General features: G+C 32.8%; 14 protein-coding genes. 11 read left to right on the plus strand and 3 right to left on the minus strand.

Features of this window, described 5'->3' with window-relative positions; genetic code table 11:
- The 11 genes from BM239_RS09575 (at window position 1) to BM239_RS09625 (ending at window position 10,538) form a co-directional block, all read left to right on the plus strand.
- Complete coding sequence (locus BM239_RS09575) at window positions 1-573, plus strand: fasciclin domain-containing protein (protein WP_092207974.1); 573 nt, start codon at window positions 1-3, stop codon at window positions 571-573.
- Window positions 574-601: 28 nt separating this feature from the next.
- Window positions 602-2,560 (plus strand): Sec-dependent nitrous-oxide reductase, encoded by a 1,959-nt coding sequence (gene nosZ / locus BM239_RS09580; protein ID WP_092207976.1) that lies wholly within the window; start codon window positions 602-604, stop codon window positions 2,558-2,560.
- Window positions 2,561-2,691: 131 nt separating this feature from the next.
- Window positions 2,692-3,312 (plus strand): hypothetical protein, encoded by a 621-nt coding sequence (locus BM239_RS09585; protein WP_092207978.1) that lies wholly within the window; start codon window positions 2,692-2,694, stop codon window positions 3,310-3,312.
- 36 nt (window positions 3,313-3,348) lie between these two features.
- On the plus strand, window positions 3,349-3,780 hold the full coding sequence (locus BM239_RS09590) for a nitrous oxide reductase accessory protein NosL (protein ID WP_092207980.1): 432 nt from the start codon (window positions 3,349-3,351) through the stop codon (window positions 3,778-3,780).
- 34 nt (window positions 3,781-3,814) lie between these two features.
- A complete protein-coding gene (locus BM239_RS09595) occupies window positions 3,815-5,062 on the plus strand; it encodes a nitrous oxide reductase family maturation protein NosD (protein WP_092207982.1) in 1,248 nt (415 codons plus the stop codon).
- Entirely contained in the window at window positions 5,056-5,763 is a 708-nt protein-coding gene (locus tag BM239_RS09600; protein WP_092207984.1) for an ABC transporter ATP-binding protein, read from the plus strand. Before BM239_RS09595 ends, BM239_RS09600 begins: the two co-directional genes overlap by 7 nt.
- Entirely contained in the window at window positions 5,756-6,538 is a 783-nt protein-coding gene (locus tag BM239_RS09605; RefSeq protein ID WP_092207986.1) for an ABC transporter permease, read from the plus strand. Before BM239_RS09600 ends, BM239_RS09605 begins: the two co-directional genes overlap by 8 nt.
- 2 nt (window positions 6,539-6,540) lie before the next feature.
- Window positions 6,541-6,990: a hypothetical protein gene (locus BM239_RS09610; protein WP_092207988.1), complete on the plus strand. Its 450-nt coding sequence runs from the start codon at window positions 6,541-6,543 to the stop codon at window positions 6,988-6,990.
- A gap of 54 nt (window positions 6,991-7,044) precedes the next feature.
- Window positions 7,045-7,443 carry a hypothetical protein gene (locus BM239_RS09615; protein ID WP_092207990.1) on the plus strand — a complete coding sequence of 133 codons (399 nt, stop codon included), beginning with the start codon at window positions 7,045-7,047 and terminating at the stop codon, window positions 7,441-7,443.
- A 169-nt stretch (window positions 7,444-7,612) separates the two neighbouring features.
- The gene (locus BM239_RS09620; protein WP_092207992.1) at window positions 7,613-8,464 is read left to right on the plus strand and encodes a hypothetical protein; all 852 of its coding nucleotides are present in this window, start codon (window positions 7,613-7,615) and stop codon (window positions 8,462-8,464) included.
- A 76-nt stretch (window positions 8,465-8,540) separates the two neighbouring features.
- On the plus strand, window positions 8,541-10,538 hold the full coding sequence (locus BM239_RS09625; RefSeq protein ID WP_092207994.1) for a TonB-dependent receptor plug domain-containing protein: 1,998 nt from the start codon (window positions 8,541-8,543) through the stop codon (window positions 10,536-10,538).
- Between the two features lie 236 nt (window positions 10,539-10,774).
- Here the strand turns inward: BM239_RS09625 and BM239_RS09630 are convergent, their stop codons facing one another.
- Genes BM239_RS09630 through ccoG form a run of 3 tightly spaced genes read right to left on the minus strand, consistent with a single transcriptional unit; the run spans window position 10,775 to window position 13,407 of the window.
- Window positions 10,775-11,476 carry a sulfite exporter TauE/SafE family protein gene (locus BM239_RS09630; protein WP_092207996.1) on the minus strand — a complete coding sequence of 234 codons (702 nt, stop codon included), beginning with the start codon at window positions 11,474-11,476 and terminating at the stop codon, window positions 10,775-10,777.
- A gap of 1 nt (window position 11,477) precedes the next feature.
- Window positions 11,478-11,924, minus strand: a complete 447-nt coding sequence (locus tag BM239_RS09635; protein WP_092207998.1) for a FixH family protein — start codon at window positions 11,922-11,924, stop codon at window positions 11,478-11,480.
- Between the two features lie 58 nt (window positions 11,925-11,982).
- Complete coding sequence (gene ccoG / locus BM239_RS09640; protein ID WP_092208000.1) at window positions 11,983-13,407, minus strand: cytochrome c oxidase accessory protein CcoG; 1,425 nt, start codon at window positions 13,405-13,407, stop codon at window positions 11,983-11,985.
- Window positions 13,408-13,415: the final 8 nt, after the last annotated feature.

Below are 13,415 nucleotides of genomic sequence, written 5' to 3' on the forward strand. Positions count from 1 at the left end.
ATGAAACTAATCAAGAAATTACTTTTTTCTGCTTTATGCCTATCTCTTTTTATAGGTTGTAAAAATGAAAAATCAGAACCATCACAATCAGCTCCTGAAACACAGGCAACTGAAACAACAGAGCGTACAGGTCAAGCTTTTATAGAAGACGATGGAAGTGCACCAACGGTATTGGATATTGCTATTGGGTCTGCAGACCATACAACTTTAGTGGCAGCAGTTCAAGCCGCTCAATTAGAAAATGCGCTAGTTAATGCAGGACCTTTAATGGTTTTTGCACCAACAAACGAAGCGTTTGCAGCTTTACCAGAAGGTACTGTTGAGGATTTGTTGAAACCAGAAAACAAAAATGCTTTAGCAAATATTTTAAAGTATCATGTAACACCTGGTAATTATAGCAAAGATTTTTTAACCAAGTTTAAAAAATTAGGACAAGCAAATAATCAATACGTAGCCGTTGAGGTTGTTGATGGTGAACCGATGATTGGTGGTGCAAAAATTATAGCTAGCATTTCAGCAGGTAATGGTATTGTGCATGTAATTGACAAAGTGCTTTTACCACCAACAGAATAATTAGAAAACACTTAAAACTAAATAAATAATGAAAAACAGATTTAAAATATCAATGGGATTGATGGTTGCGGCACTTGCCTTTACAAGTTGCAACAATTCAACGCAAACATCAGATAAGGGTGCATTAGGTTCTAGTGCAGCCGAAAAAGTATATGTTGCACCTGGTGAGCATGATTCACATTATGCATTTATGTCAGGTGGTTACAGCGGAAATTTAACCGTTTATGGGTTGCCTTCTGGTCGTATGTTTAAGGAAATTCCAGTATTTTCTCAATTTCCAACTAATGGCTATGGATACTCTGAAGAAACCAAGCCAATGTTAGAAACATCTTATGGTTTTGTACCGTGGGATGATGCACACCATCCAGATATTTCGCAAACAAATGGTGAGTTAGATGGTCGTTGGATTTTTATTAATGGTAACAATACACCACGTATTGCTAGAATTAGCTTAAAAACATTTGAAACGGAAGAAATAATTGAGGTTCCAAACAGTGCAGGTAACCACAGTTCATCTTTTATTACTGAAAACACCGAATATGTGGTTGCAGGAACACGTTTTTCAGTTCCAGTACCACAAAGAGATATGTCTATAAAAGACTACAAAGGGAACTTTAAAGGAGCTTTAACTTTTATAACCGTTGATCCAGAACATGGACATATGGATATTAAATTCCAAGTGCTTATGCCTGGTTTTAATTACGATTTATCGCACCCAGGACGTGGAAAATCTCACGGATGGTTCTTCTTTACTACCTATAACACGGAAGAAGCAAATAGTTTGTTAGAAGTAAATGCATCTCAAAACGATAAAGATTTTATTGCAGCTATTAACTGGAAAAAAATTGAAGAGTATGTAAATAATGGTGGTGGAACCATGATGCCAACAGAGTATGCACACAATATACACAGCGATGAAACACATACTGCTACATCAACTATGAAAAAAGAAGTTCGTGTGGTTAATCCTGCCGATGTTCCTGGTGCTGTTTATTTATTACCGACACCAAAATCCCCTCATGGTTGTGACGTAGATCCTTCAGGTGAGTACATTGTTGGTAACGGTAAATTATCAGCAAACTTAACCGTTCACTCGTTTACAAAAATGCTTGATGCTATAGAAAACAAAAAGTTTGATGGTGATGCATATGGTATACCTGTTTTAAACTTTGAAGATGTGTTAGCTGGTTCAGTAGAACAGCCAGGTTTAGGCCCTCTACATACAGAATTTGATGGTCAAGGAAATGCCTACACAACTTTCTTTATCTCTTCTGAAGTTGTAAAATGGAAATTAGGAACTTGGGAGGTGTTGGATAGAAAACCAACTTATTATTCTGTTGGTCACTTAACAATTCCTGGTGGAAACTCCAGAAAACCATTTGGTAAATATATGTTTGCCATGAATAAAATTACAAAAGACCGTTATTTACCAACTGGTCCAGAAATGGAGCATTCAGCACAATTATATGATATTTCAGGTGATAAAATGGAACTTTTATATGATTTCCCTACACATGGTGAACCACATTATGCCGCATCTATTCCTGCAGAAATTATTAAAGATAAATCAGAGAAATTCTTTAAGTTAACGGAAAATCAACACCCTAGAAAAGCATTGAGTGATGCTGATACCAAGGTTGTACGTGATGGTAAAAATGTTCATGTGTACATGACTATGATTCGTAGTCACTTCTCACCTGATAATATTGAAGGTGTTAAAGTAGGTGACAAAGTATTTTTCCATATAACCAATTTAGAGCAAGATTTTGATGTTCCTCATGGATTTGCAATGATAGGTGCTAATAATGCTGAATTGTTAATTATGCCAGGCCAAACAAGAACCTTAACATGGGAACCTAAAAAAGTAGGTGTATGGCCATTTTATTGTACAGATTTCTGTTCTGCCTTACACCAAGAAATGCAAGGATATATTCGTGTATCTCCAGCCGATTCTAATATAGAATTGTCTTGGTCTCTAGGTGAATAATAACGCAAAGAATAGGAGAATTTTGTTTTAGTGTTTATTTTCCTAATAAGGCGAGAGTTGATGTTTCGCTCTCGCCTTTCTTTTTTAAAACACTTTCTTTAACTGAATAGTTATATTAAAACATTAGAATTATGAAAAAGGCTGGCATTATAATGATAATTGGATCGTTATTGTTATTAGGACTTTTTAAATTTCCGCTTTGGAATATCATGCTTGGTGCTCCACAATATCCAGAGCCATTAGGCATGGATATTTATATAAACGGTATTAAGGGTATCACGGAATATGATCTTCAAAATATAGATGGTTTAAACCACTATATTGGTATGAAAACCATTCCAAAACCTGAAGATATGTGGGAGTTTTCAGTATTTCCTAAAGTTATTTTAGGTATGGTAATTCTTGGTGTTATTATTGGTTTACTTGGTTTTTTAGAAAAAGTAAGCTACAAATTTTTCTTGGGTTGGTTTCTATTAATGTCTATATTGGGAGTACTTGGTATGTACGATTTTAATAATTGGTTAATAGATTACGGTAGCAACCTAGATCCACATGCTATTATTAAGGTTACAAATCCAGATGGCACACCAATGTCCTATAAACCACCATTAATTGGGTATCAAAAATTATTGAATTTTGATGTAGATTCTTGGCCTCATATTGGCGGCTATTTAATGTTTGTTGGTATGTCACTAACACTTGTTGCTTTCTGGTTAGGTAGAAAAATAGCACTAAAAAAAACAACACAGTAGCCTACAACAATAAAAACACTAAAACACTAAACACTAATGAAACATTTTATTTTAATACTCCTTCTGGGTTTTGCCAGTACATCATGTACGGTAAAGTCAGATCCAATCAATTACGGTCAAGATGCTTGTCATTACTGCAAAATGACCATTGTAGATAAAGTACATGCAGCGGAAATTGTAACTCAAAAAGCTAAAGTTTATAAGTTTGATGCTTCAGAATGTATGGTTAATTTTATGGATGAATTTAATAAGGCGGACATTCAATTATACTTAACCAATCACTATAACGAACCTGAAACGTTAATTGACGCTACCCAGGCCACATTTTTGATAAGCAAAAATATTCCAAGCCCAATGGGTGCTTTTTTAACAGCTTTTAAAAATAAGCAAGAAGCTGAAACTGTTCAATCAGAACAAGGTGGTGATATCTATACATGGGATGCTTTATTGCGCCATTTGCAAGAGTAATTCTTAATTCATTTAAACACTAAAAACAATTGTGATGCCATTAAAAAAGCACCATATACTTTCGGCTATACTCATAATAGTTCTGTCAAACACGCTTTTTTCTCAAAATATACGTGTCTGTAAAACCTGCGATATTAAAACGCTTCAAGGAGGAATTAATGCCGCTCAAGAACATGATACGATTATAATTGAAAAAGGTACATACAAAGAAATAGATGTACTCGTTAATAAACCGTTAACCATAATTGGTAAGGACTATCCGGTTATTGATGGTGAAATGAAAGGCGAAATCATTACAATAACAGCAGATAGTGTCACGGTTGACGGTCTTTTTATTAAAAATGTGGGAACCAGTTACACATCTGATTATGCAGCTATTCGCTTAAAACGCGTTGAGAATTTTGTTATAAAAAATCTAGTTTTAGAAAAACTATTTTTTGGTATTTATGTTGAAAAATCTAATAATGGTAAGGTATTTCATAACAAAATAATTGGTGATGCCGAAGAAGAATATAACTCGGGTAACGGTATTCAGCTTTGGTACAGTAATAATATAGAAATTGAACATAATTTTGTTCAACGGGTTCGAGACGGCATTTATTTAGAATTTTCAGATAACTGTATCATTAAAAACAATGTTAGTTCTCATAATGTGCGTTACGGCTTGCATTTTATGTTTTCTAACGATGATATTTATCAGGATAACTTATTCGAAAAAAACGGTGCAGGAGTAGCGGTTATGTTTTCTAAAAAAATAAAAATGTATAATAATATTTTTAGGGAAAATTGGGGAACAGCGTCTTATGGTTTATTACTAAAGGAAATAAACGATGCTGAAATAATGTACAATACCTTTGAAGAAAATACTATAGGTATTAATACTGAAGGCTCCAACCGCATTAAATACATACATAATAACTTTATCAATAATGGTTGGGCTATCAAAGTGCTAGGTGCTTGCTATACCAATACTTTTACAGGAAATAATTTTTTGTATAATTCTTTTGATATGGCTTATAATAGTAAGGTGAATGATAATGAATTTGATGGTAATTACTGGAGTGAATATACGGGTTATGATTTAGATAAAAATGGCTTTGGCGATGTGCCTTACAGACCCGTAAAACTCTTTTCATACATTGTGAATAGAACGCCTGAAACAATTATTTTATTACGAAGTTTGTTTATTGATATTATTGATTTTTCTGAAAAAGTATCGCCTGTATTTACACCAGATAATTTACTGGATAATAACCCTAAAATTAAAAGAATAACATGGTAAGTGTTCAAGATCTGCATAAAAAATTCGGTAAAAACAAAGTTTTAACTGGACTTGATTTAGAAATTGGTGAAGGTGGTATTTTTGCCGTATTAGGGCCAAACGGCTCTGGTAAAACCACACTGATAAAGTCTATTCTAGGTATGGTAATTCCAGATAAAGGAACTATTTCTATTCATGGAAAATCCATAAAAAAGGATTCTAATTATAGAAAACAAATAGACTATTTACCACAAATAGCTAATTTTCCAAGTAACTTAAAAGTAAAGGAGCTTATTACCATGATTAAAGACTTACGTGGAAATTCTACCAATGAAGCGTCTTTAATAGAACTATTTAAATTAGAGCCGTTTATTGATAAAAAACTTGGACAGCTGTCTGGTGGAACCAAACAAAAAGTGAATATTTTACTAACCTTTATGTTTGACAGTCCTTTAGTTATTTTAGATGAGCCCACAACAGGTTTAGATCCTATTGCGCTTATCAGATTAAAAGACTTAATTAAAGCCGAAAAAGCAAAAGGTAAAACGGTTTTAATTACATCACATATTATGAGTTTTGTGGAAGAAATTTCTGATGAAATTGTTTTCCTATTAGAAGGGAAAATTTATTTTAAAGGCACCATTCCTGCCCTTAAAACACAAACCAATCAACCAGATTTAGAACACGCCATTGCATCCATTTTAACTACAAATCATGTTTAAAATATTAAAATATAGTTTTTTCGATCTTATGCGTAGCCGTTGGAGTTACGTGTACTTTGCTTTTTACTTATTGTTAGGAATTGTTTTGTTATTCCTTAATAATGACCTTTCAAAAGCAGTCATTACACTCATGAATGTCATCATCATTTTAGTGCCACTTATTGGAACTATTTTTGGGGTTATGTATTATTATAATTCTAAAGAGTTTACAGAACTGCTTTTAGCACAACCTTTAAAACGCTCATCCATATTCTTGGGTCAGTATTTAGGTGTTGCTATTTCATTGTCTATGAGTTTGATTTTAGGTTTAGGGATTCCGTTTGTTTTTTACGGATTATTTATGTCCAATGCTATTTGGGATTTTAGTTTGTTATTAATTACAGGTGTGTTTCTTACACTTATTTTTACAGCTTTAGCTTTCAATATAGCTTTATCTAATGAAAACAAAATAAAAGGATTTGGTTATGCAATTTTAATGTGGTTGTTTTTGGCTGTTATTTACGATGGGTTATTTTTAATGTCTTTATTGTTTTTCGAAGATTATCCACTTGATAAATTATCGCTCATCGGAACGGTTTTAAATCCTGTCGATTTGTCGCGTACACTCATCTTGTTAAAGCTTGATATTTCTGCTTTATTAGGTTATACAGGAGCTGTTTTTAAGCAATTTTTTGGCACTAATTTCGGATTAATAGTTTCGTTTACTATGCTAATAGTTTGGGTAGCTCTACCTGTTTTACGTATTGCTAAAAAGTCAAAGAAAAAAGATTTTTAATTATGAAACCCATTGTATTCGCGCTTTCTGTATTATCAGTACTGTTTTTAACTTGTAAAAATGAATCTAGAGCAACTAATAGTGCTTCAGAAGATCAAAAAACATCTATTTCAGACACCTTGCAATTAACCTTAAATAATGACGAAAAATGGTTGGTTAATGCAGAAACACATGAAGGTGTTAAAAATATGAATGCACACATCAAACAGTTCAATTCCAGAAGGTCTGAAAACTATCAAGAATTGGGTTTAAAACTTTCCAAACAAACTAGTTATATCATTAAAAATTGTACCATGACTGGAAATCCGCATGATCAATTACATGTTGTTTTAGTTCCCATGTTAGACGAAATAAGTGTGCTGCGGGAAAGTAACAATCTAATTTCATGTAAAAAGGCTGTAACGAATTTAGAAGATTTAATTCAAGCTTATTTTAAACATTTTAATTTATAATTAAAAGTGATTTATATCATGTTTAAGTTACAGGTGATTTATTAAATTTGTATCATGATAAAGAGATTATCACATATTATAACCGCGTACGTGCTAACTTTAATTGTGTTAGCCCATAACATCAATTCATTGGTTATTGTTAGTGATTTTGTTTTAAACCAAGATTTTATTGCTAAAACGCTTTGTATTCAAAAAGATGATCAGCAAGGTTGTAATGGTAAATGTCATTTAAAAACGCAATTAGCCAAAAACGAAACCGGAACTAATGGGAAATCTCCTCTTCAAAATACGGTAAAACGCCAGTCATTAGATGTGTTCTTTGTTTCAGAAATTAATACTATTGCAGAATTATTAGAGCCTGTAAATCGTACAGCTATTTCCATATATTCTTATACACCAAGGCTCGACAATCAGTCGTTATCCGTGGAAACACCTCCTCCAGATTTTAGTTAGTTTTTCGTTTAAAAAACATATTGTTTTTTTCCATTTCTACACTCAAAAAGAATGTAGAGTTGCTTTTTTATAGCCTAATTTCAGCACAAATTATAATACGTAACACAGTTTTAATAACAGATTGTTACAGTAATAGTTGTGCCTATTCTAAAATTTAAAAAAACAAAAAATGAAACTAAAATATATATTACTAGCGCTGCTAATTGCTTTATTTACAGTAGCTTGCTCCGAAGATGATAGTAATTACGAAGCACCCATTGTCAACGAAGTAGAAGGTTTAAACAAGGTTCAAGAGATAACAAATAATGACCATACTATAGAATTGTATACAGCTTCTGGCCGTTTTTATACAGGCTACAACGCTATTAGTATTAGAATTAAAGATAATACAACAGATACTTACATAGAAAATGCCTCTGTAAGCTGGATGCCTGTAATGCAAATGCCTACTATGCAACATTCCTGTCCAAACACCAATCCAATAAAAGAACCAGGAAAAGATACCGTATATTCAGGTAACATAATATACCAAATGGCTTTTGAAGATGGTACAGGCTGGTCGTTAACGGTGAATTACACTATTAATGATATGGATTATTCATCGACGGCAGCTATTACAGTCATGCAAAATGATGATCAAAACGTCTCTAGTTTTATGGGAAGTGATAACAAACGATATGTTGTTGCCATGATAGAACCAAAAAACCCAATTATTGGAAACAACGAATTGGTGGTTGGTGTTTATGAAATGGAAAGCATGATGTCTTTTCCTGTAGTTCAGGATTTTACATTGTCATTAGATCCAAGAATGCCTGGAATGGGTAATCACAGTTCACCAAACAATACCAATTTAACCTATAATTCTGCCGATAATATGTATCATGCAAATTTAACATTGACCATGACAGGGTATTGGGTGTTAAATTTAAAACTAATGAATACGGAAGGCGATATTCTTAAAGGTGAAGCTGTTACAGAGGACAACATTCAAAGTAGCCTTTATTTAGAGCTTGAATTTTAATTCAGAACTTATTAAAACCTATAGGTGGTAACTGTTTAGTTAACTATCTATAGGTTACTCAAAACACTATTAAGCTATGAAAAAGTATGTAATATACTGCATAGGCTTGTTGTTCAGTGCGGCTGTGTATGCACAAGAACCAGAGGCTATAGTTGAAAAAGACACCACGCAACTCCAAGAAGTAATAGTAATTGGACAGCGCAAATTAAGTAATTACAGACAAGAAAAAACGTTGTCTAGTGTGGATGATTATTTAGAGAAATCCAATAAAATCACCATGATAAAGCGTGGAAATTATGCCTGGGAACCAACCATGAACAACATGACTAGCGAGCGTTTGAATGTTACTATCGATGGCATGCAAATATTTGGAGCTTGTACAGATAAAATGGACCCAATAACCTCTTATGTTGATGTTTCTAATTTAGAAAAAGTAAATATAGGTTCTGGTCAGGAAGGTGCAGAAAATGGTCATTGTGTAGGTGGTGGTATCGATTTACAATTACCACAATCTAAATTTTACGATTTTGGTTTTAAATCTAGTGCAGATTTAGGCTATGAAACTAACGGAAATTACCGAACAGCAGGACTGGATTTAGAATATTCAGGTAATAAATTTTATTTAAACGCTGATGGTATTTATAGAAAATCAGATAATTACGATGCTGGAAATAATGAAGAGGTTTTATATTCGCAATTTGAAAAATACAATGTATCTCTTCAAGGAGGTTATAAATTAAACGAGAAACATGCAATAGATGCCAACTTAATTTATGATAAAGCAACGGATGTTGGGTATCCTGCGTTACCAATGGACGTATCATTAGCCGAAGCGTTAATTGCATCGTTAACCCATACGTATAAAAATGATACTACATTTGTAAAATCATGGGAATCTAAATTATATTTTAATACCATTACGCATATTATGGACGATTCTAAACGTCCTGATGTGCCTATTCGTATGGATATGCCAGGATGGAGTGATACTTATGGTTTTTATAGTAAAGTAGGCTTTAAAGATGAAAAGCACGATATCTTAATTAATTTGAACGGATTTTATAATCGTTCTGTTGCTGAAATGACCATGTACCCAAACGATTCTAATCAACCAGCTATGTTTATGTATACGTGGCCAGATATTAGAACCTTATATTCAGGAATTTTTGCCAAAGATGCTATCTCCCTAAGTGATAAAGAAACACTAACAGCTTCAGCTAGATTTGGTTTTCATAATAATACCATTGCCGAACAAGTTGGGTTAGAAAGTTTACAAATTTTTTATCCAGAACTAACCGATAGTAAAAATCGGTTTTTAATGAGTGTGGCTGCTGATTATCAATTGCAAACTAAAACCTACGATGCCTCCTTTGGGTTAGGTTACGGAGAGCGTGCGCCATCAGTAAGTGAAGGCTATGGTTTTTTTCTATTTAACAGTTTTGATAATTATGATTACATTGGAAATCCAACTTTAAATAACGAAAAATCTGTAGAAGTTAACGCAAAAGCAAACTATTATAAAAATCGTTTTAAAGTGGGTATAGAGGCTTCTTATTTTTACATCATGGATTATATTATTGGCGAAATAGATCCAAATTTAAGTGCCATGACTATTGGTGCCAATGGTGTTCGTATTTATAATGCATTAGATAACGCGTCTATTTTTGATGTGTTTTTAAATATGAGCTATGATTTAACTGAAAAACTATCAGCTAATGCAACTGTTGGATATAATTATGGCTCTGGAAGTAATGGTGAAAATCTACCGCTAATCAGACCGTTTTCTTACTTGGCGGAAGTGGCTTATAATACCAACAAATTTAACGTAGCATTGCAGTTAGAAGGTAACGGAAACCAAAGTCGTTACAGTAGTTTTTATGGTGAAGATAAGACTTCAGCTTATGCTGTTTTAAACTTGAATTTAGGAAATATTCTTTATTTAAAAAACAACAAAATGGTTTTTAAATATGGTGTTGAGAATATTTTAGATGCCAACTATTCTACCTATGCAGACTGGAATAATATTCCACGTCAAGGTCGAAACTTTTATATAAATGTTTCTTATGTATTTTAAATATTTATAAAGACTAATTGTATTGAGAAAGCTTTCAAGTTATATTGGAAGCTTTTTTTATAAGAGCAAGTCAGGTTAAAATTTGGGAGTTTCATTATAGTTATGGTTTTATTGATACCCAAACTCTTTTAATACTATTAATCTGTTACATGTTGTTGTATGATAGTGGTTTGTTTGCCTTAATGGCGCCTATTTAAGTTTAAAATTTTAGTAAAACTTAACAAGCTAATAGGTAGTTAATGACAGTCTATTTCATTTGAAACTGTTTCTACAATTGGAGCAGGAGAGAGGTAAGGGATACCGAGACCCAAACCACGAAGAATAAATAATAATCCAATAATGACAACAAAAATAGGAATGGCTTTTTGGATGCGTTGTTTTATGGTAGCATTTAGAAACTTTCCTAAATAAATAGCAGTCGTCATTAAAGGAATAGTACCCAATCCAAATAAAGACATATAAAGTGCGCCTTGAAACGCATTTGCACTAGCTAAAGAACCAAAAACAGCCATATATACCAATCCACAAGGTAAAAATCCATTTAGAAAACCAATGGTTAAAAAAGTATCAGCTGTTTTCTTTTTAAGGGCTGCGCCCAAACCAGATTTAATTTTAGAAATAACCTTATGAAGCGGTTTAGAAAAATTATACTTATTAAATGTTTTGTAGGGAATAAGTATAGCAACGATCATTAATACACCAATTATAATTGAGAGTTGTTGTTGAAGTCCAAAGATATATAAGCTTTTTCCAATTAGTCCAAAAACAAGACCAATGAGACTGTAAGCAAGAATTCTACCTACATGATACAGAGTGATTTGGGTTATTTTTCGGGTGGAATTACTACGGTCAACAGGCAGCATAAAAGCTATAGGACCACACATACCAACGCAGTGAAAACTACCTAGTAATCCTAAAACAAGTGCTGACCATAACATGCTAATACGTTATTTCTTTTTTGAAGCGATAGGAATTTCCCTTATATTGCCAATCTACAGTAAGGTTCCAACGACCACCTAACAAACGATTGTCAGGTATGAGCAAATTTTGATTTGATAAAGAAATAGGTGTTTCAAAATCAAATTGTTTATTAGATGGTCTATAAAGGAACACTTTTCCGGTTATATCTGAAATGTTTAACGAATCTGGAAAAATGATAAGAATACCTTCTTCGGTTTGTTTTAAACGAATGTTTTGAGAAAGTTTATTTCCCTTTTGTTCGCGTTCCATATTACCTTGAACTTTCAATTCTTGTTGGTAATAATCTTCGGTTACTAAATCATGCTGGTACTTATCATTTGTACTCATTTTGATTACAAAAAACATGATGAAGGATATAAATCCAATCATAGCCAATACCATTCCTGTTCCCCAGTTTATTTTCATCTGTTTTGTTCCCACTAAAGTGGGAGTCTCTTTTTAGTTAATACTTTTAAAATCTAAATTATCTATAACTGCGAGGGCCTAAAAAGTTAACCGTTGTGGTTTCAATAAGGTCATCATTGCTATAAACTTCAATCATTAATTTATTCTTATCTCCACTTAAAGCTTTCTGATCTATTTCAATAAATAAGGTTCCTTCAGATAGCCCTTGAGGAGGAACGTTAAACGTTTGTGAATTTGAAACAACATTTATTGTCCCTTCATATTTACGTAGTTTGAAAGTAATGTTTTCTATTTCTTTAGTTGTTTTATTTACTAATTTGTAGGTAAATACATTACTAATAATAGAGCCTTCTTTATGTTCGTATAGCTGGCCAGGTAATCTAAATACGTTGGCTTCAACATCATTTCGAAGTAATAATAATCCCGTTAAAACACCTACTAAAATAACCAAAACAGCTATATAACCTTTTAATCGAGGTGTTAATTTAAATTTTTCTTTTTTCTCAATCTCATCTTCACTAGCATAGCGTATTAAGCCTTTTGGAAGATTTATACTTTCCATGATATGATCGCATTCATCAATACAAGCAGTACAGTTTACGCATTCTAGTTGCGTTCCGTTTCTAATGTCAATACCAGTTGGACAAACATGAACACATTGCAAACAATCTATACAATCGCCATATCCTAGAGCTTCACGGTCTTCATTTTTTCGGAATTTTTTTCTACCATTTTCAGATTCTCCACGTTTATGGTCGTATGCTACTACAATCGATTTGTTATCTAAAAGAACACCTTGTAGTCGGCCATAAGGACAGGCAATAATACAGACCTGTTCTCTAAACCAGGCAAAGACAAAATAGAAAACAGCCGTAAAAATTAACAATGGAAATAAAGTTCCTAAATGTTCTGTTGGCCCTTCTTTAATGTAAAGTAGTAGTTTATCGCTACCAATTAAATATGCTAAAAATATATTAGCAATTAAAAATGAAATAACCAGAAATATAAACCATTTAAGTAATCTTTTTTTTATTTTTTCAGCATTCCATTCTTGCTTGTCTAATTTTCGTTGTTTGTTTCTATCACCATCAATCCAATATTCAATTCGTCTAAAAACCATTTCCAAGAAAATAGTTTGTGGGCAAATCCAACCACAAAATATGCGACCAAAACCAACAGTAAATAAGGCAATAAAAATAACGCCTATTAACATGGAAATAACAAAAAGGTAAAAATCTTGTGGCCAAAAAGGAAATCCAAAAATATTAAACCGCCTTTCTAATATGTTAAACATTAAAAATTGGTTACCATTAATTTTTATAAATGGCGCAGCAAATAGGAACGCTAATAGTATATAGCTAACAATTTTGCGCCATTCATAATAGCGACCACTTGGCTTTTTAGGGTATACCCAGGCTCGTTTACCTTGGTCATCTAATGTGCCAATCGTGTCTCTAAACGATTCGTTTTCCGGACTTTCCACCTTTGTTT

Source organism: Algorimicrobium echini (assembly GCF_900115185.1).
In the GTDB taxonomy this organism is placed as follows: domain Bacteria; phylum Bacteroidota; class Bacteroidia; order Flavobacteriales; family Flavobacteriaceae; genus Algorimicrobium; species Algorimicrobium echini.